Origin of the sequence: Plantibacter sp. VKM Ac-2885 (assembly GCF_015351205.1) — a bacterium.
In the GTDB taxonomy this organism is placed as follows: domain Bacteria; phylum Actinomycetota; class Actinomycetes; order Actinomycetales; family Microbacteriaceae; genus Plantibacter; species Plantibacter auratus.
This window is the reverse complement of record NZ_JADKSK010000001.1, coordinates 1451758-1469179: the sequence shown is the minus strand read 5'-3', so window position 1 is coordinate 1469179 and position 17422 is coordinate 1451758. Positions and strand designations below refer to the sequence as shown.

The window sequence follows — 17422 nt, the reverse complement described above, 5'->3', positions numbered from 1 at the left end:
AACGGGCTCCGGGAACGGCGACAGGCTCAGGGTCCGGACGGATCCGGTCCCTGAGCCTGTCGACGGGCGTTACGCGAGCGATGCCTGTCGGGCGACGACCTGCGCGAGCACCGCGGGAGCCAGCGGGTGCTCGGGAGCGAGGCCGGTGACCTCCTCGACGAAGGTGCCCGGCGCGAGCTCGTGGAGCTTCGCTTGCAGGTGGACACTCTGCTCGTCGTCGGCGACGTCGAACTCGAGCGCGGCGCCGATGGCCGAGACGAGGGCGTCGTGGGCCATGCCGCGCTCCGCCAGCTCTGCGGCGGGTCCGATGAACCGCTCGGTCCGGCTCAGCTTGCGCAGCGGCTGCCGACCGACGCGCTCCACGGTGTCGGGCAGGTGCACGTTCGCGAAACGACGGAGGATCGTCTCGCGGTACTCGCGTTGCGCGTCGACGTCGAGCCCGTGCTTGGCGACGAGCAGCGCGGAGGTCTCCTCCAGCACCGCGCCGACGGCCGCGGCGATCGACGGCTCGGCGAGCGCTTCGGCGATCGTCCCGATACCGGCGCGCGCACCGAAGTAAGCGACGGAGGCGTGGCCGGTGTTCACGGTGAAGAGCTTCCGCTCGATGTACGGCGCGAGCTCCTCGACGAAGTGGGCACCGGGGATCGACGGCAGCGAGCCGTTGAACGCCGGGGTCTCGATCGCCCACTCGTAGAAGGTCTCGACGGTCACGTCGATGCCCTGCCCGGCGGGCTGGCCCGGGACGATGCGGTCCACGGCCGTGTTCGCGAACACGGCCCGGGTCGACAGCGACGCCCAGGCCTCATCGCCGACCGCCTGGCGCACCTCGGTGGCGAGGAGGTCGGTGGCGTTGATCGCGTTCTCGCAGGCCATGACGGCGAGCGGAGCGGCGTCGGCCGGACGGGCGGCGATCCCCCGAGCGATGACCGGAGCGACGAAGCGCAGGATGGTCGGCCCGACAGCGGTGGTCACCACGTCGGCGGTGGCGATCTCCTGAACCAGGGCCTCCTCGTCGGTGGCACTGTTGATCGCGCGGAACCCGGTGACGACCGTGTCCTTCGCGCCGTCGCCCACCTCGTGCACCGTGTAGCTGTCGGCCGCGGCGATCGCATCGATGAGCTCGGCGTTGACGTCCGCGAAGACGACCTCGTAGCCACCCTCGTGGAGGAGCAGGCCGACGAAGCCGCGCCCGATGTTGCCGGCGCCGAAGTGGACGGCTCGCATCACTCGTTGACCTCGCTCAGGAGCGCGTAGAGCTCCTCAGGCGTCTCGGCTGCGAGCAGCTTGGCGACCTCGTCGTCCTCGGAGAAGATGATGGCGATCTTGGAGAGGATCTCCATGTGCCCGCCGTCCTTGCCGGCGATGCCGACGACGAAGCGGACCTCGTCGCCGTCCCAGTCGATGGGGGTCTCGTAGCGGGTGAACGACAGGGCGGAATCGCGGACCGCCTCCTTCGCGTCGTTCGTCCCGTGCGGGATGGCGAGGAGGTTGCCCATGTAGGTCGACACGGACTGCTCGCGGGCGAGCATGGCCTCGAAGTACTCGTCGGTCACGGCTCCGGCTGCTTCGAGGGCGTCGGCAGCGCGGCGGATGGCCTCCTCCTGCGTCACCGTCCCGGTGACGATGGTGATCCGATCCTGGGTCAGTACCTGCGACATGTCTTCCTCTGCATTCGTCGTGCGGGGCTCCGCCGGTGCGGTCCGGAGCCGGGTGAAGGGCGGTGGATGGAGCCCCGGGGCGCACGCCCTTCGCGTGGGCCCCGGGATCGTTCCGTTGCTAGTGTGCTCCCTCTCCGCGGAGCAACTCCACCACTTCGTCGTACTTCGGAGAGTTCATGAAGTTGTCGACCGACATGTGCACGGCACTCGGGGTCTTCTCCTTCGCACGCTCCGTCAGCTCGCGCTGGGTGATGACGAGGTCGACGTCGTCGGCGAGGTTCGCGATCGCCTTGTTGGTGACGGTGATCTCGTCGATGCCGGCCTTCTTGATCTTGTTGCGGAGCACCGAGGCGCCCATCGCACTCGAACCCATACCGGCGTCGCAGGCGAAGACGATGTTGCGGATCGGGCCGCGCTCGAGCGTCGTGACGACGCCCTCGTCGACGACGTCCGCACCGGCTGCGGCGCTTCCGGCGGAGAGGTTGCCGAGCACGCTCGACTTCTTCCCCTTGGCGGCTTCGGTCGCGGCGACGGCAGCCGAGAGGTCACCGGCGTTCTCGTTCTCGAGGTCGCGCTTCCGGCTGGCCCGCAGGATGATCGCGGAGATCGCGAACGAGACGGCTGCTGCGACGATGACCGACAGGATCACGCCGAAGTAGCTGTCGGGAGCCGTCTGGATGAGCACGGCGATGATGCTGCCGGGCGAGGCCGGGGCACGGAGACCCGTGTTGAACGCGACGTTCGTCGCGACACCGGCCATACCGCCGCCGATCGCAGCCAGGACCAGCATCGGCTTCATGAGCACGTACGGGAAGTAGATCTCGTGGATGCCACCGAAGAACTGGATGATGACCGCGCCGGGAGCCGACGCCTTCGCGAGACCGATGCCGAAGAAGCAGAACGCGAGCAGGATGCCGAGGCCCGGGCCGGGGTTCGCCTCGAGGAGGAACAGGATCGACTTGCCGGTCTCCTCGGACTGCTGGACACCGAGCGGGGTCAGCACACCGTGGTTGATGGCGTTGTTGAGGAAGAGGATCTTGCCGGGCTCGATGAAGATGCTCGCGATCGGCAGGAGCGAGTTGGCGACGAGCCAGTCGACGATGCCCTCGAGGAAGCTGCTGAGCGCGGTGACGATCGGTGCGATACCGAAGAACCCGCCGATGGCGAGGAGGGCTCCGAGGATACCCGCGGAGAAGTTGTTGACCAGCATCTCGAAGCCGGCCTTGATCTTGCCGTCCCAGATCCGGTCCACCTGCTTCATGAGCCACGCGGCGAGCGGGCCCATGATCATCGCACCGATGAACATCGGGATCGCACTGCCGACGATGACACCCATGGTCGCGATGGACGCGACGACGCCGCCACGCTCACCGTAGATCATGCGGCCACCGGTGTTCGCGATGAGCAGCGGGAGCAGGTACGTGATCATCGGGCCGACGAGGCCGACGTACTGCGGGAAGGTCGTACCGTCGTCGGCCTGCGCGAGCGCCGTCGCGGCACCCTGCCAGCCGATGAGGTCGGCGTTGCCGAAGCCGCCGAGGATCCCGTTCGGGAACCAGCCGGTCGCGATGAAGAACGCGGTGATGAGGCCCCAGGCGATGAAGGCCGCGATGTTCGGCATGACCATGCCGGAGAGGAAGGTGCCGAATCGCTGTACGCCGACTCGTGCACCTCCCGGCTTCTTGGGAGTAGACGTCGTTGTCATGATGATGTTGCCTCTTTCATTTCGGGAGTCGTTGCAGCGGTGGCCGCTGCCCTGGCTTCGGCCGCACCGTCGGCGGCCAGTGCTGCTGCCGCGATGCGCCGTGCATCGTCGAGCGTGTACTGCTGGAGGGAGTGACGGACGTCGGCGAGCGCCGACGGTGACATGGACAGGGTGGTGGCGCCGAGTCCGACGAGGACGACGGCGAGGAGCGGGTCGGCTGCTGCTTCGCCGCAGATGCCGACCGGCTTGCCGTGGTGCTGGCCGGCTTCGCCGACGAGCTGCACGAGACGGAGGACCGCCGGGTGCCACGGGTCCTGGAACGCGCCCACGGAACCGAGCAGGCGGTCCGCGGCGAGCGTGTACTGCGTGAGGTCGTTGGTCCCGATCGACGCGAATCCGGCGTGGGCGAGGACGCGGTCGGCGAGGAGGGCGCTCGACGGCACCTCCACCATGACGCCGGGCGTCTTCAGCCCGTACTCGGCGGCGATCGCCATGAAGTACTTCGTCTCCTCGACGGTCGACACCATCGGGGCCATGACCCAGAGGTCGGCGTCCGTCGCGGCGTCGGCCTGGGCGAGCGCCGTGAGCTGCTCGCGCAGGATGTCCTCGCTCGCCCGCAGTGCACGGAGGCCGCGGAGTCCGAGCGCCGGGTTGTCCTCGTGCGCGTCGTTCAGGAACGCCAACGGCTTGTCGGCACCGGCGTCGAGGACGCGCACGACGACCTTCTGGCCGGGGAAGGCGTTCAGGAGCTTCTCGTAGTGCGCGCGCTGCTGCTCGACCGTCGGCGCGAGCGCCTGGTCGAGGAAGAGGAACTCGGTGCGGAACAGGCCGACGCCCTCGGCGCCGAGCTCTGCAGCCGCGGCGGCGTGCTCGGCGGAGCCCAGGTTCGCGAGCAGCGGCACCGGCGTGCCGTCGGCCAGTGCACCGGGGACGACCGGTGCGTTGACGAGCGCGAGGCGGTCGGCGATGCGTTGCTCGGTGGCGGCGACGAGCTCGGGGATCGGATCGACCGTGACCTCACCGGCTGCCGCGTCGACGACGAGCGTCGTGCCGTCGGTCAGTTCGGCTGCCCCGACGACGCCGACGATCGCGACGATCGACTTCTCGCGGGCGAGGATCGCCGTGTGCGAGGTCGGGCCGCCGTCGCTCGTGACGAGGCCGAGGACCAGGTCGAGGTCGAGGAGTGCGGTGTCGGCCGGCGCGAGGTCGCGGGCGACGAGGATGAACGGGTGGCCGGGCGAGGGGACGCCGGGGGCCGGCACGCCCATGAGGTCGGCGATGACCCGCTGCGACACGTCGTCGAGGTCGGCGGCGCGCTCCCCGAGGTAGCCGCCCATCGCGGCGAGCTGGTCGCGGAACGAGGCGAACGCCGCGTGGACGGCCCACTCGGCGGTCTTGCCGTCCGCGAGCCGCGTGGCGATCTCCTCGGCGAGGGTCGGGTCCTCCGCCATCATCGCCTGGGCCTCGAGGACGTCACGAGCAGCACCACCGGCGGCAGCGCCTCGGGCCTCGAGCTCGCGGGCGACCGCGGCGAGGGAGGTGTTCGCGCGCTCGGTCTCGGTCGCGAGGTCGAGGGTGCTGGCGACGTCGGCGGGCGCGGGGAGCGGGTCGGCCATGCGGGCCACCGGGCCGACGGCGACGCCCTGGCCGATACCGATGCCCTGGAACGCGGTCATCGGACTACTGCTCGTCATGGTCGGTCACCAGGAGCTCGGAGAGCGTGTCGAGGGTGCCCTCGGCTGCGGCGCCCTCGCCGTCGACGGACAGGGTCACGTAGTCGCCGTGCTCGACGGCGAGCGCGATCACGCCGAGGATGCTCGCCGCGTTGACGGGCTTGCCGCTGCCCTTCGCGATCGTCACCGGGACCCCGGCGTCCTTCGCAGCCTGCGTGAACAGCTTCGCGGGCCTGGCATGCAGGCCGTGCGACGAGCCGATGCGGACGGTTCGAGTTGCCATGGGGTTACCTCCTGGTTGGTGATTGGATCGAGAGGACGAGTTCGAGGGCTCGCGCGCCACCCTCGACGCCGAAGACGTCGCCGGGCAGGACGGCGACCGCGGTGCCGGTGGGCTCGGCCGCTGCGCGCAGCGCGGCCTCGTGGTCGGCGAGGTGAGCGCCGACGAGCAGGACGTCGACACCGTCGAGGGCGATCGTGCCGCTGAGGACCTGTGATTCGGCACCGGCCGCGACGGAGACGTCGATCGATCGGTCGGCTGCTGCGCGACGCAGGCGTTGGGCCATGAACGTGCTCGACGCACCCGCGCCGCAAATCACCAGGATCTTCATCGAACCTTCTCCAGAACCGCCGATTGCCTACCAACCCATCATTCCGTCGCGCCCCTCGCGGCTCCACCAGAAGCTCTTCCGCCGGGGCGGAAAGGTCGTCGAACGCGCGGAAGCAGCCGGGAAGGTGGTTGACTCGGTGGAGCGGTTCGCCCGGACCGCGCGACGGCCGACCGACGGAGAGGGCATCGTGGCACGCGAGAAACACGACCGCATGCTCGGCTACCTCGCGGGACGGGACGGCTGGACGACGGCCACGGAGGTCGCGGAGGTGCTCGGCGTCACGCCGCGCAGCGTCCGCAGCTACGTCACGGCGGTCAACACCCGCACGGCACCGCACGACGTCGTCGAGTCCGGGCCGAACGGGTATCGGCTGAACGCCGACGGCTATGCGGTCTACCGGCGACGAGCCGCATCGGCGTTCGAATCGGAGACCCCGCGGGATCGGCTGTACGGGCTCGTCCGGCTGCTCATCAGCGCCCCCTCGGGAATCGACGTGCACGAGACGGCACAGCGGCTCCACGTCAGCGAGTCGACCGTCGAGGGCGACCTGGGCCGGGTCCGCGCCATGCTCGCCGACACCGCCCTCACGCTCGACCGTTCCGGATCGACGGTGACGATGGCGGGCGGTGAGACCGAGCGGAGACGTCTCCTCAGCCGGATGTTCCGCGACGAGACCGATCGCGGCATCGTCGAACTCGAGGCGCTCCAACGCGCGTTCGCGCCGAACGAGTTCAGCCCGTTCAAGGGCGAGCTGCTCGAGGCGTTGACCGCGCGCGGGTACTACGTGAACGAGTACGGCATCGCGAACGTCCTCCTCCACATCGCGATCGCCATCGACCGGGTCACGAAGGACCGTCCGGCGGAGCCCGCAGACCATGCTCCGCGCACCCCGGAGGTCGAGGCGGTCGCGGAGGATCTGGCGCGGCTCGTCGACGCCCACTTCCACGTCGCGCTCGGCGAGGGCGACCTCGTGTACCTCAGCTACCTGCTCGTGACACGGGTGGTGACGCCGGGCAGTGGGGCTCCCGCCGAAGTCCTCGTCGACGACTACGTCAACCAGGACGACCTCGCCGCGGTCCGTCAGGCCGTCGACCGTGCCGGCCGCGAGTACCTCGTCGACCTCTCCGACGAGGACTTCATCGTCCGGCTCACCCTCCACGTCCAGAACCTCATCCGTCGTGCACAGGACCAGTCCTACTCACGCAATCCCCTGACCCGCTCGATCAAGACCTCGTACCCGATGATCTACGAGCTCGCGGTCTTCATCGCCAGCCAACTGCAGCGGCACGGCTCGATCATCATCAACGACGACGAGATCGCCTACATCGCGATGCACGTCGGCGCCCAGCTCGAGCAGAAGGCCCGTAAGGAGGCCCTGCTCGGCTCCACGATCGTGTCCGCCGGCTATTACGACATGCACGAGGTGCTGCGCCGACGCGTCGAATCGCAGCTGGGCGACGTCCTCGACGTCCGGTCCGTCATCACCCGCACCGACGTCGACTGGGCCGCCATCGACACCGACCTCGTGCTCACGACGATCGAGCCACCGGCCCCTGCCGACGGCATCGTCGTCATCCAACCGTTCCTCACCGCGGCCGACGTGGAGCGCGTCCGCACCGCGGTCAGCCGCGTCCGTCGATCGTCCCGCTTGTCTGAGATCACCGACGAACTGCTGCAGTACTTCCACCCGGACCTCTTCCTCCGGAACGCGCATGCCGAGGACGAGGAGGGCATGATCCGCTTGCTCGGCGAGCGCATGATCGCCCGGGGGATCATCGACGAGAGCTACCTCACCGCGGCGATCGAGCGGGAGCGCATGTCGTCGACGGCGTTCACCGACACCTTGGCCGTCCCGCACGCCATGGCGATGACCGCGCACTCGACGGCCATCGCGATCGCCGTGAACGAGACGCCGATGGAGTGGGGCGGCGCCCGGGTGAGCGTCGTCGCACTCGTGGCGTTCAGCGAATCGGGTCGTGCCGCGTTCCAGACGGTGTTCGACCAGTTCGTCGAGGTGTTCTCGGAGCGCTCGAGCGTCGCCCGCATCATCCGCCGTTCCGAGGACTTCGCCGGCTTCATCGACGAGCTCGTACACGTCATCGACGGCTGAGTGCTCCACGGGCGCGAGCACCTCTCGGTCATCTACTCATATTTCAGTAGGCTGGGACCTCATCGACAGGAAGAGTCCCATGGCCCCCTCACGCCTTCGCGTCCCGCGCTCCACGCTCCGCACCGCCGCCCTGCTGGTCGGGTGCATCGTCCTCGTCTCCGGTCCGTCGACAGCCGCCCTCGGCACCCCCTCCAGCGCCGCGGCGCCAGGGGACGAACCCACCCCGGTCGACACCCCCGCCGCCGAGCCCGAGCCCTCCCCGGAGTTCTCCGTCGACGGCGAGCTCACGCAGGGTGGGACGACCACCTCCAATCCCCCGGTGTTCACCGGGACCGGAACGCCGGGTGCCGCCGTCGCGATCGATGGCGCCTGGGGCTCCCAGCTCGGACGGACGACGGTGGAGCCCGATTCCACCTGGTCCATCACCTGGAACAAAGTGGTCATGCCCGGACAGTACTCAGGTGGCCACGTCACCCATAACGACGGGAGGACCATCTCCACCGATCAGTACGATTTCACGGTCGTCGACACGCTCGGCATGCCGTTCACGCTGGGCGGCGGCATGACCGACGGCGTCACGACGACCGAGAACCCTCCCCTCATGTCCGGCACCGGCACACCCGGGGCGCGGATCGAGGTACAGGGGGACTGGGGCTCCTTCCTCGGCCGCACGACGGTCGAGGCCGACGGCACCTGGGAGGTCCGATGGTGCCGCGTCGTGGTCAATCGCAGGTACAACTTCACCAAGGTCATCCAGAACGACGGCAGCTGGCGCGTCCAGGTCATCAAGCCCGACTTCACCTTGAACGATCCAACCGGAGGAGCGAAGGGCGACCCGTCGGCCCCAGCGTGTCAGCGGTGACGGTCAGCCCGGCTCGCCGTCCCGCTTCAGACGTGCTCAGTGACCACCACGGCGGTCGTGCCCGGCTCGAGCGCCTCGAAGACGTGCGGCACGTCCCCGGCGTGGGCGAGGTAGTCCCCCGGGCCGAGTTCGACCTCCTCGCCGACGGGCCCGATGGACGCGCGACCGGTGCTGAGGATCCAATGCTCGACGACGCCCGGCATGTGCGGCTCCGAGCGCCTCGGCTCCCCCGGTTCGACGACGATGCGGTAGATGTCCCGTCGGGCGTTCGGCGGGCAGGCCGACAGCACCGTCGCGACGTAGTCCGCCCCGGACGCGGCGAGGGTCGGCCCCTCACCGGCACGGATCACCTGGACCGGTCGCCGCACCGGCTCGACCAGGCGGGCGAACGGGACGTCGAGGGTGACGCTGAGTGCCCAGAGGGTCTCGAGACTCGGGTTCCCGAGACCCGCCTCCAGCTGCGAGAGGGTCGACTTCGCAATCCCGGCTCGACGGGCCACCTCCGCGAGTGACAGGCCGGTGCGCTGCCGCTCGCGGGTCAGCGCCGCCGCGACCGCGGCGTGCGGTGCTCCATCGTCGGATGGTTCGACCTGCGTCATGCGTTCGCTCCAAAGTGTTACGCGTTCGATTTGACGAACGCTTGATCGGCGTTCAATATAGTGTACGTGCGTTCGATATGGAGTCACCTCGGTCGGCCGACCACGCGGGCCATCGCGCTGGTCTGCATCGCCGACGGGCTGGTCGGCATCTCCTACGGAGCCGTCGCCGTGCACTCGGGCATCCAGCCCTGGGTCGTGCTGTCGCTCGCCCTGCTCGTCCTCGCCGGCGCATCGGAGATCCTGTTCGTCGGGATCGTCGCGGCCGGCGGGAGTCCGCTCACCGCCGCCCTGGCAGGGTTGCTCGTGAACGCCCGTCACCTGCCCTTCGGCCTCGCGATCCACGAGGTCGTCGGTACGGGCTGGCGTCGCGTGCTCGGGACGCACCTCCTCAACGACGAGTCCGTCGTCTTCGCGCTCGACCAGGACACCCTGGAGCGGAAGCGCGCCGCGTTCTGGGCGTGTGGCCTCGGCATCCTCCTCTGCTGGCCGGCGGGTGCAGCACTCGGAGCGTTCGCCGGCACCGTGATCGAAGACACGGACGCCTTCGGACTCGACGTGATGTTCCCCGCCGTCCTGCTCGCCCTCATCTTCCCTGCCCTCCGCGAGCGCCGCACACGCCGAGCCGCGCTCGTCGGCGCCGTCGTCGCCGTCGCCGCGACGCCGTTCCTCCCGGCGGGGATCCCCGTCCTGTTGTCGCTCGTCGGTCTCCTGTTCGGTTTCGGCCGGAAGCAGCCGAAGCCGGAGGTCACCGCATGAACCAGTCGATGCTCGTGCTGGTCGGGATCCTGGTCCTCGCGGTGGGCACCTACACGTTCCGCCTGGCCGGGCCACTCCTGCGCACCCGCGCCGAGGTCTCGGAACGGGTCGAGACGCTGCTTGCGGACGCCGCCATCGTCCTGCTCATGGCGGTGCTCACGACCACGGCCCTGACCCAGGACCAGCAGTTCGCGGGATTCGCGCGACTCTCGGGCGTCCTGGTGGCCGGTGTCCTCGCCTGGAGGAACGCACCGTTCGTCGTCATCGTCCTCGCAGCAGCGCTCGCCACAGCGCTCCTCCGCCTGGCTGGCGTCGCCTGAGCCGTCAGATGCCCTGCCAGACGGGCTTGTTGGCGTACGCGTAGCGGTAGTAGTCGGCGTGCTGCAGCTCGGACGCCGCCGCTTCGTCGAGGACCACCGTGGCACGCGGGTGCAGCTGCACGGCCGAACCGGGGAGGTTCGCGGAGAGCGGTCCCTCGAGCGCGGCGGCGATCGCAGCGGCCTTGCCCGCACCGAAGGCGAGGAGGACGAGGTGTCTCGCGCGGAGGATGGTGCCGAGCCCCTGGGTGATGCAGTGCATGGGGACGTCGTCGATCGAGTCGAAGAACCGTGCGTTGTCCCGGCGGGTCTGCTCCGTCAGGGTCTTCACGCGGGTGAGTGACGCGAACGACGAGCCCGGCTCGTTGAACCCGATGTGGCCGTCGGTCCCGATGCCGAGGATCTGCAGGTCGACGCCACCGGCGGCCTGGATCGCCGCTTCGTAGTCGGCGCCGGCGTGCTGGATGGTCTCGGCCGCACCGTTCGGCACCTGGATGCGCTCGGGCACGAGGCCGAGCGGCTCGACGACCTCACGCGTGATGACGGAACGGTACGACTCGGGGTGCCCGGCCGGCAGGCCGACGTACTCGTCGAGGGCGAACCCGCGGACCTGGGAGAGGTCGAGGCCGCGGGACCGGGTCGCGAGGGCCTCGTAGACGGGGAGTGGTGTCGAACCCGTCGCCAGCCCGAGGACGGCGTCTGGACGGTCCTCGATCAGGGAGACGATCGCCTCCGCGACGAGGGCGCCTGCGGCACCGCTGTCCCCCACGATCACGACTTCAGCCATGCGACGGTTCTCCTCTTCCCACGAGCGCTGCGCCGATCGCCGCGACGGGGGATCCCGTCGGCACGAGGCGCACACGCTGTTCCAATTGCAATGATGCGACGAATCGAGACCCGGCGGCGGATTCGGCCAGAGCCTCGCGGATGACGACGAGCAGTCGCTCGCCGAGAGCGGTGAGTCCTCCTCCGAGGACGATGTCGTCGGCGTCGACGGTGAGGGTCAGGATGCGGACGGCCGCGGCCGCACCGTGACCGAGGCGTGCGCGGAGGGCGATGGCCCGCGGGTCCCCGGCGTCGGCGTGGTCGAAGAGGTCGAGCACCGGCAGCGCCACGTCGGCTCCCCAGGCGGCGGAGACCGCACCACCGGCGGCCATGGTCTCGACGCACCCGCGCTGTCCGCACCCGCAGCGGTCGCCGAGCGGATCGACCGACAGATGCCCGACCTCGCCGGCGACCCCGCTCGAGCCCTGCCAGAGCCGACCGTCCGTGACGATGCCGGCGGCGACGCCCGTGCCGAGGTTGAGGTAGGCCATCGTGCCGGAACCGTCGAGCAGTTGCCAGGCGCCGAGGGCGGCCGCCTTCACATCGTTCTCCACGGCGACGGGGACCCTGAGTCGCTGGGCGAGGATCGCGCCGAGCTCGAGTTCCTCCACGTCGAGGTTGACGGCGTGGGTCACCCGGCCGGTGCCGGGGACGGTCAGGCCGGGGATACCGACGCCGACCGAGGTGAAGGCGTCGATCGGGCGGGCGATGGCGTCGGCGAGGCGACTGACGGCGTCGACGGCGGTTTCGACGACCGCGTCGGGCCCGCGACCGGTGACCAACCTGAGCCGATGCAGGAGCGCGCCGTCGTCCGTCACGACGACGGCATCGGTCTTCGTGCCGCCGATGTCGAGTCCCACCCTCACGCGGTTCGTCTCCGGAGGGCGTCGTGGCGCGTCTGCATGCTGTGGTTCCTTCGATCCGTGGTGCGACCCGCTCGCACCACCGGTTTGTTCGCCAAGCTTACAAATAAACGGGGCTCGCGTCCATGCCGACGACGACCGCACACGATGATCGGGCCGCGCACGCCTGCGGGTGGCGGGCTCCACCGGGTAGCCTGGAGGCCGACCCGCAGCGCGCGGGCGGGCCCGCCACGGGCACCGAACACGGGGGAATCACACCACCATGAAGAAGAACGCAGCAGCATTCCTCGGCGCGATCGCCGTCTCGGGCCTGCTCCTCACCGGCTGTGCCGGCGGCGCCCAGAGCAAAGAGGATGCGTGCAAGCTCATCCAGTCCGAGGTGACGGAGTCGGCTTCGCAGCTGCAGTCGGGCCTGAGCTCGCTGTCCTCCGACCCTGAGGCGGCCGTCACCCAGCTCGACGACTTCTCCGGAACGTTCAAGGCGGCGGCCGACAAGGTCACGAACGAGGAGGTCAAGACCGCGGCGAACGACTCGGTGAAGGCGCTCAACGACTTCATCGATGTCGCGAAGACGGCTGTCGACGACCCGCAGAACGTCGACCAGACCGGGCTCACCGATTCACTCACGAAGCTCCAGGACGAGTTCACGACGCTCGGCAACACCTGCAGCCTCTAGCTCGACACGACTGACGACGGGCCCCGGATCGACTGATCCGGGGCCCGTCGCCGTCTCCGGGCCGACGGCTACTTCACGGATCCCTCGGTGAGCCCGCCACGCCAGAAGCGTTGCAGCACGATCATCGCGATCGCCAACGGGATGATCGACAACAGCGCGCCGCCGGTCGTCAGCTCGTAGAACTCCGGCAGGCGATCGACCTGGCTCCGCCAGTTGTTGAGGCCCAAGGTGATCGGGTACAGCGTGCTGTCGGACAGCATGACGAGCGGCAGGAAGTAGTTGTTCCAGATGCCGACCAGCTGGAAGAGGAAGACGGTCACGAGCGCGGGCGTGAGGATCTTCAGCCCCACGGTGTGGAAGATCCGCAGCTCGCTCGCGCCGTCGATCCGTGCCGCCTCGATGAGCGAGTCGTCGATCGTCGCGTCGGCGTAGATCCGGCAGAGGAACAACCCGAACGGCGAGACGAGCGACGGCAGGAGCACCGACCAGTACGTGTTCGCGAGCCCCATCTGGCTGAAGAGCAGGAACAGCGGGAGCGCGGTGGCCGTCCCCGGCACGAGGACCCCGCCGAGGATGGCGCCGAAGACGAGGTTGCGCCCGCGGAACCGGTACTTCGCGAGCGCGTACCCACCTGCGGCGGCGAGGTACGTCGCGATGAGTGCTCCCACGCCCGCGTAGAGCACCGAGTTGCCGAACCAGCGGACGAAGATGCCGCCGTCGTAGGTGAGCACCTCGTGGAGGTTCGACCACAACGAGAACTCGGAGCCGAGGAGGAAGCCGTTGCTGCCGAACAGATCCTCGGTGCTCTTGGTCGCAGCGATCACCACCCAGTACACGGGCACCAGGAAGTAGACCGCGACGACGACGAGGATGCCCGTCACGAGCACCCGCATCCCCCTGGACCCACCGGGTCGTCCCGGCTGGTCGCTCAGCCGCCGGGCTCGCTTCGACGAGGTCGCGGTCGTGATGCTCCGGGTCTCGCTCATGATGCCCTCCTCGACGTCAGGCGCAGGAAGATGAACGACAGCGCGAACGCGACCACGGCGATGAGCACCGCCTGCGCTGCGGCGACGTTGTAGTCGTTGTAGGCGAAGGCGGTCGTGTAGGCGCTGAGGTTCGGCGTGTACTCGTTGTCGATCGCGGGCGACACGGTCTGCAGCACCTGGGGCTCGGCGAAGAGCTGGAGCGTGCCGATGATGGAGAACACGGTCGTGAGGATGAGCGCCGGCCGGATGAGCGGGAGCTGGATGCTCATCGCGACTCGGAACGGCCCGGCGCCGTCGACCTTCGCGGCTTCGTACACCTCGCCGGGGATGGCCTTCAGCTGGGCGACGATGATCATCATGTTGTAGCCGGTGTAGGTCCACGTCACGATGTTGGCGATGGACCAGAGCACGGTGCCTGCGCCGAGGAAGTCGAGCTCGATCCCCATCGCCCCGGCGATGTCGATGATCGGGCTGAGTCCCGGGACGTAGAGGAACGACCAGAGGATCGTCGCGATCACGCCGGGGATGCCGTAGGGCAGGAAGTACACGGCCCGGAAGAATCCCGGCCACTTCGCGGAGGCGGACTCGAGGAGGAGCGCCAGCAGGGTGCACAGGGCGATCATGACCGTGACCTGCACGACCCCGAAGAGGAGCATCCGGCCGATCGAGGCGATGAAGTTGCCGTTCTCCAGGGCCTGGGCGTAGTTGGAGAACCACGCGAACTCGGTCGTGACACCCTCCTCGCCGAAGACGCCCTTCCGTGAGACCCGGAGGAAGCTGCTGCCGATCGCGACGATGATCGGCAGGATGAAGGTGAGGACGAAGAGCGCCAGGAACGGCCCGAGGAGCACCCACGGAGCCGCGACCGAGGTCCGGCGTCGGCGCTGCGCCCCTGACCGCGACGGGTCGTCCGCCACACCGCGCGCCGGGCGTTCCGTGACGGCGCTCACGACGCCGCCTCGATCCGGAGGCCCTTGTTGCGGAAGGCGGTGATGACGTCGCGCTGTCCCTGGACCACGGCGTCCACGAGGGTGCCGCCCGAGGCCTTGGCTCGGAACCCGTCGGCGAGGATGTTGAAGGTCTGCTGGGTGAGTGGCCACCACTGCCACTCGTTGTTCTGTTCCTTGGCCGCCGGCACGAAGACCTCCTCGTTGTAGTTCTGGCCGCCGAAGAACTCGCTCGGTTGCTGTCGGCGGGCACCGATGTAGGCGTCGTTCGGCGACCACCCGATACCGGAGTGCTCGATCATGGCGTCGATGCCGGCGTCGCTCGTGGTCATCCACACGGCGAATTCGAGCGCCTCCCTCGGGTGGGCGCTGTTCGCCAGGACGGCAGCCGTGGATCCGCCCTGGAAGGTCGAGCCGTACCCCTCGCTCCCCCACCGGGGCAACGGCGCGACCCGCCACTTGCCCTCGGCCCCCGAGACGCCCTGCAGGAGGGCGTCTCCCCAGCTGGCTCCGGCGAGCGACGCGATCGAGTCCTTCGCCGCAGCGGCGAACCAGGCCGGTGAGAACTGGCTGTAGGAGGTGGTCATGACGCCCTCGTCGATGGCCCTGTCGAAGAATCTGGCCGTCTCCAAGGTCGCGTCGTCCGTCATGTCCACGATCCACCGGTCGCCGTCGACACGGAACCAGGACGCGCCGGCCTGGGTCGCCATGGCCGCGAACCACGACGCGTCGTCGAGGGCGAAGCAATCCAGGTACATGTCGGCCTCGCGCACCGCACCCGCAACCTGGAACCACTCGTCCCAGGTGGCCGGGGGCTTCGCGCCCACCCGGTCGAGCAGGTCCGGTCGGTAGTAGAGCGCCATCGGACCGGAGTCCTGCGGGATGCCGTAGACCCCGTCGACGTAGGAGACCTGGTTCCAGAGGGTCTCGTTGTACCGCGAAGCGACCTCGTCCGCGCCGTAGCGCCGGAGGTCGACCAAGCCGTTCACGAGCAGGAACTCGGGGAGCGTCCGCATCTCGACCTGCGCGAGGTCCGGACCACCACCCGCGGCGAGCGCCGAGTAGAGCTTCTGATACCCGCCGTCGTTGCCTCCGGGGATCCACACGGCCTCGACCTGCACGTTCGGGTGGTCGGCGTTCCAGACGTCCGCGACCTTCTGGAGGTCCTTCAACCAGGCCCAGTACGTGAGCGTGATCCGTTCGCCGGCGGCGGCCGGGGCGATCGTCGGACCGGTGTTCGGCGACACCGTCCCCGGGGTGGAACAGCCCGCCAGGAGCGCGGTCGCACCACCCGCTGCAGCCCAGGCGAGCAACTGTCTTCTCGTCATCGGTGACATCGATGGTCCTCACTTCGTCGTCGAGGTGGTCCATCGACGCTAACACGACCGTTCACACCGGCGTCGAGACCCGAACGACGGACGGGGCCCGGGAGCATGTGCTCCCGGACCCCGTCCGTGTGGTGCTGGTGTCGGTCAGGCCGACGTCATCAGGCCAGGCGTGCCTTGAGGTTCGCCGAGATGGTCTCGAGGAACTCCTCGGTCGTCTGGTAGGCCTGGTCGGGGCCGACGAGGAGCGCGAGGTCCTTCGTCATGGCGCCGGACTCGACCGTCTTGATGACGACGTCCTCGAGGGTCGCCGCGAACTCGATGAGCTCCTGGTTGCCGTCGAGCACGCCTCGGTGCTGCAGGCCACGGGTCCATGCGAAGATCGAGGCGATCGGGTTCGTCGACGTGGGCTTGCCCTGCTGGTGCTGGCGGTAGTGGCGCGTGACGGTGCCGTGTGCGGCCTCAGCCTCGACGATCTTGCCGTCGGGCGTGGCCAGCACGCTCGTCATGAGGCCGAGCGAGCCGAAGCCCTGCGCCACGGTGTCGGACTGCACGTCGCCGTCGTAGTTCTTGCAGGCCCAGACGTAGCCGCCCTCCCACTTCATGGCCGAGGCGACCATGTCGTCGATGAGGCGGTGCTCGTAGGTGATGCCGGCAGCCTCGAACCGCTCCTTGAACTCCGCGTCGAAGATCTCCTGGAAGATGTCCTTGAACCGGCCGTCGTAGGCCTTGAGGATGGTGTTCTTCGTGGAGAGGTACACCGGGTAGTTGCGGTTCAGGCCGTAGTTGAGGCTCGCCCGGGCGAAGTCGCGGATCGACGCGTCGAGGTTGTACTGCACCTGTGCGATGCCGTCGCCGGGCGACTGGAAGACCTCGAACTTCTGCGGCTCCGAGCCGTCGTCGGGCGTGAACTCGACCGTGAGCTTGCCCTCGCCCTTGAACAGGAAGTCGGTCGCGCGGTACTGGTCGCCGAAGGCGTGGCGGCCGATGATGATCGGCTTGTTCCATCCGGGCACGAGACGCGGGATGTTCGAGATGATGATGGGCTCGCGGAAGATGACGCCGCCGAGGATGTTGCGGATGGTGCCGTTCGGGCTCCGCCACATCTTCTTGAGACCGAACTCCTCGACACGTGCCTCGTCGGGGGTGATGGTCGCGCACTTGACGCCGACGCCGTGCTTCTGGATGGCGTGCGCGGCGTCGATCGTGATCTGGTCGTCCGTCTCGTCACGCTTCTCGATGCCGAGGTCGTAGTACTCGAGGTTCACATCGAGGTAGGGGTGGATGAGCGAGTCCTTGATGAACTGCCAGATGATGCGAGTCATCTCATCGCCGTCGAGTTCGACGACGGTGCCTTCGACCTTGATCTTCGACACTGGTTGTCCTTTCTGATGCCGCCCTGAGCCGAGCGGCCTACGGAGGTGCGCACGCGGTGGAGTGCTCCGCATGGCATGGAGGAGACCGCATCCGAAAGGTGGACGGCACGGCCACGCCCTAGCTTACAAGACC

Annotated in this window: 18 protein-coding genes; 5 read left to right on the top strand and 13 right to left on the bottom strand. The window is 68.8% G+C overall.

Annotated features, from left to right (window positions below; all coding sequences use genetic code 11):
• Window positions 1-69: 69 nt before the first annotated feature.
• The 6 genes from ITJ66_RS07070 to ITJ66_RS07045 all read right to left on the bottom strand — a co-directional run bounded on the left by ITJ66_RS07070 (window position 70) and on the right by ITJ66_RS07045 (window position 5647).
• Window positions 70-1224, bottom strand: coding sequence for a mannitol-1-phosphate 5-dehydrogenase (locus ITJ66_RS07070; protein WP_194644160.1), 1155 nt, complete (start codon window positions 1222-1224; stop codon window positions 70-72).
• Window positions 1224-1658, bottom strand: coding sequence for a PTS sugar transporter subunit IIA (locus ITJ66_RS07065; RefSeq protein WP_064296632.1), 435 nt, complete (start codon window positions 1656-1658; stop codon window positions 1224-1226). Before ITJ66_RS07065 ends, ITJ66_RS07070 begins: the two co-directional genes overlap by 1 nt.
• A gap of 118 nt (window positions 1659-1776) precedes the next feature.
• A complete protein-coding gene (locus ITJ66_RS07060; RefSeq protein ID WP_137242126.1) occupies window positions 1777-3363 on the bottom strand; it encodes a PTS mannitol transporter subunit IICB in 1587 nt (528 codons plus the stop codon).
• On the bottom strand, window positions 3360-5039 hold the full coding sequence (gene ptsP, locus ITJ66_RS07055; RefSeq protein WP_137242127.1) for a phosphoenolpyruvate--protein phosphotransferase: 1680 nt from the start codon (window positions 5037-5039) through the stop codon (window positions 3360-3362). The genes ITJ66_RS07060 and ptsP overlap by 4 nt, the downstream gene beginning before the upstream one ends.
• 4 nt (window positions 5040-5043) lie before the next feature.
• Window positions 5044-5319 (bottom strand): HPr family phosphocarrier protein, encoded by a 276-nt coding sequence (locus ITJ66_RS07050; RefSeq protein WP_064296634.1) that lies wholly within the window; start codon window positions 5317-5319, stop codon window positions 5044-5046.
• 4 nt (window positions 5320-5323) lie between these two features.
• Window positions 5324-5647 (bottom strand): PTS sugar transporter subunit IIB, encoded by a 324-nt coding sequence (locus ITJ66_RS07045; protein ID WP_194644159.1) that lies wholly within the window; start codon window positions 5645-5647, stop codon window positions 5324-5326.
• 187 nt (window positions 5648-5834) lie between these two features.
• On the opposite strand from ITJ66_RS07045, the gene ITJ66_RS07040 reads away from it, so the two are divergent.
• Both ITJ66_RS07040 and ITJ66_RS07035 read left to right on the top strand, forming a co-directional pair.
• Window positions 5835-7757, top strand: a complete 1923-nt coding sequence (locus ITJ66_RS07040; RefSeq protein WP_342450815.1) for a PRD domain-containing protein — start codon at window positions 5835-5837, stop codon at window positions 7755-7757.
• 79 nt (window positions 7758-7836) lie between these two features.
• On the top strand, window positions 7837-8619 hold the full coding sequence (locus ITJ66_RS07035; RefSeq protein ID WP_137242128.1) for a hypothetical protein: 783 nt from the start codon (window positions 7837-7839) through the stop codon (window positions 8617-8619).
• 26 nt (window positions 8620-8645) lie between these two features.
• Here the strand turns inward: ITJ66_RS07035 and ITJ66_RS07030 are convergent, their stop codons facing one another.
• A complete protein-coding gene (locus ITJ66_RS07030) occupies window positions 8646-9218 on the bottom strand; it encodes a helix-turn-helix domain-containing protein (protein ID WP_071259444.1) in 573 nt (190 codons plus the stop codon).
• A 66-nt stretch (window positions 9219-9284) separates the two neighbouring features.
• On the opposite strand from ITJ66_RS07030, the gene ITJ66_RS07025 reads away from it, so the two are divergent.
• Both ITJ66_RS07025 and ITJ66_RS07020 read left to right on the top strand, forming a co-directional pair.
• The gene (locus ITJ66_RS07025) at window positions 9285-9974 is read left to right on the top strand and encodes an AzlC family ABC transporter permease (protein WP_193555821.1); all 690 of its coding nucleotides are present in this window, start codon (window positions 9285-9287) and stop codon (window positions 9972-9974) included.
• Window positions 9971-10294, top strand: coding sequence for an AzlD domain-containing protein (locus ITJ66_RS07020; RefSeq protein WP_137242129.1), 324 nt, complete (start codon window positions 9971-9973; stop codon window positions 10292-10294). The genes ITJ66_RS07025 and ITJ66_RS07020 overlap by 4 nt, the downstream gene beginning before the upstream one ends.
• 4 nt (window positions 10295-10298) lie before the next feature.
• On the opposite strand, the gene ITJ66_RS07015 is transcribed toward ITJ66_RS07020, so the two are convergent.
• Together ITJ66_RS07015 and ITJ66_RS07010 are read right to left on the bottom strand one after the other, a co-directional pair.
• On the bottom strand, window positions 10299-11078 hold the full coding sequence (locus tag ITJ66_RS07015; RefSeq protein ID WP_194644157.1) for a glucosamine-6-phosphate deaminase: 780 nt from the start codon (window positions 11076-11078) through the stop codon (window positions 10299-10301).
• Entirely contained in the window at window positions 11071-11982 is a 912-nt protein-coding gene (locus ITJ66_RS07010; RefSeq protein ID WP_194644155.1) for an ROK family protein, read from the bottom strand. Before ITJ66_RS07010 ends, ITJ66_RS07015 begins: the two co-directional genes overlap by 8 nt.
• A gap of 259 nt (window positions 11983-12241) precedes the next feature.
• On the opposite strand from ITJ66_RS07010, the gene ITJ66_RS07005 reads away from it, so the two are divergent.
• A complete protein-coding gene (locus ITJ66_RS07005; protein WP_191940654.1) occupies window positions 12242-12655 on the top strand; it encodes a hypothetical protein in 414 nt (137 codons plus the stop codon).
• A gap of 68 nt (window positions 12656-12723) precedes the next feature.
• Here ITJ66_RS07005 and ITJ66_RS07000 read toward each other — a convergent pair whose 3' ends face one another.
• The 4 genes from ITJ66_RS07000 to ITJ66_RS06985 form a co-directional block, all read right to left on the bottom strand.
• Entirely contained in the window at window positions 12724-13548 is an 825-nt protein-coding gene (locus ITJ66_RS07000; RefSeq protein WP_228501806.1) for a carbohydrate ABC transporter permease, read from the bottom strand.
• An 89-nt stretch (window positions 13549-13637) separates the two neighbouring features.
• Complete coding sequence (locus ITJ66_RS06995; RefSeq protein ID WP_370582582.1) at window positions 13638-14591, bottom strand: carbohydrate ABC transporter permease; 954 nt, start codon at window positions 14589-14591, stop codon at window positions 13638-13640.
• Window positions 14588-15925: an ABC transporter substrate-binding protein gene (locus ITJ66_RS06990; RefSeq protein ID WP_192004695.1), complete on the bottom strand. Its 1338-nt coding sequence runs from the start codon at window positions 15923-15925 to the stop codon at window positions 14588-14590. Before ITJ66_RS06990 ends, ITJ66_RS06995 begins: the two co-directional genes overlap by 4 nt.
• Before the next feature lie 149 nt (window positions 15926-16074).
• Entirely contained in the window at window positions 16075-17289 is a 1215-nt protein-coding gene (locus ITJ66_RS06985) for an NADP-dependent isocitrate dehydrogenase (RefSeq protein ID WP_064296642.1), read from the bottom strand.
• Window positions 17290-17422: the final 133 nt, after the last annotated feature.

Excerpts from the sequence above, each read along its gene's own strand:
- ITJ66_RS07070 (WP_194644160.1), bottom strand. The coding sequence starts at position 1,224 with ATGCGAGCCGTCCACTTCGGCGCCGGCAACATCGGGCGCGGCTTCGTC.
- ITJ66_RS07065 (WP_064296632.1), bottom strand. The coding sequence starts at position 1,658 with ATGTCGCAGGTACTGACCCAGGATCGGATCACCATCGTCACCGGGACG.
- ITJ66_RS07060 (WP_137242126.1), bottom strand. The coding sequence starts at position 3,363 with ATGACAACGACGTCTACTCCCAAGAAGCCGGGAGGTGCACGAGTCGGC.
- ptsP (WP_137242127.1), bottom strand. The coding sequence starts at position 5,039 with ATGACCGCGTTCCAGGGCATCGGTATCGGCCAGGGCGTCGCCGTCGGC.
- ITJ66_RS07050 (WP_064296634.1), bottom strand. The coding sequence starts at position 5,319 with ATGGCAACTCGAACCGTCCGCATCGGCTCGTCGCACGGCCTGCATGCC.
- ITJ66_RS07045 (WP_194644159.1), bottom strand. The coding sequence starts at position 5,647 with ATGAAGATCCTGGTGATTTGCGGCGCGGGTGCGTCGAGCACGTTCATG.
- ITJ66_RS07035 (WP_137242128.1), top strand. The coding sequence starts at position 7,837 with ATGGCCCCCTCACGCCTTCGCGTCCCGCGCTCCACGCTCCGCACCGCC.
- ITJ66_RS07030 (WP_071259444.1), bottom strand. The coding sequence starts at position 9,218 with ATGACGCAGGTCGAACCATCCGACGATGGAGCACCGCACGCCGCGGTC.
- ITJ66_RS07020 (WP_137242129.1), top strand. The coding sequence starts at position 9,971 with ATGAACCAGTCGATGCTCGTGCTGGTCGGGATCCTGGTCCTCGCGGTG.
- ITJ66_RS07015 (WP_194644157.1), bottom strand. The coding sequence starts at position 11,078 with ATGGCTGAAGTCGTGATCGTGGGGGACAGCGGTGCCGCAGGCGCCCTC.
- ITJ66_RS07005 (WP_191940654.1), top strand. The coding sequence starts at position 12,242 with ATGAAGAAGAACGCAGCAGCATTCCTCGGCGCGATCGCCGTCTCGGGC.
- ITJ66_RS07000 (WP_228501806.1), bottom strand. The coding sequence starts at position 13,548 with ATGCGGGTGCTCGTGACGGGCATCCTCGTCGTCGTCGCGGTCTACTTC.
- ITJ66_RS06990 (WP_192004695.1), bottom strand. The coding sequence starts at position 15,925 with ATGTCACCGATGACGAGAAGACAGTTGCTCGCCTGGGCTGCAGCGGGT.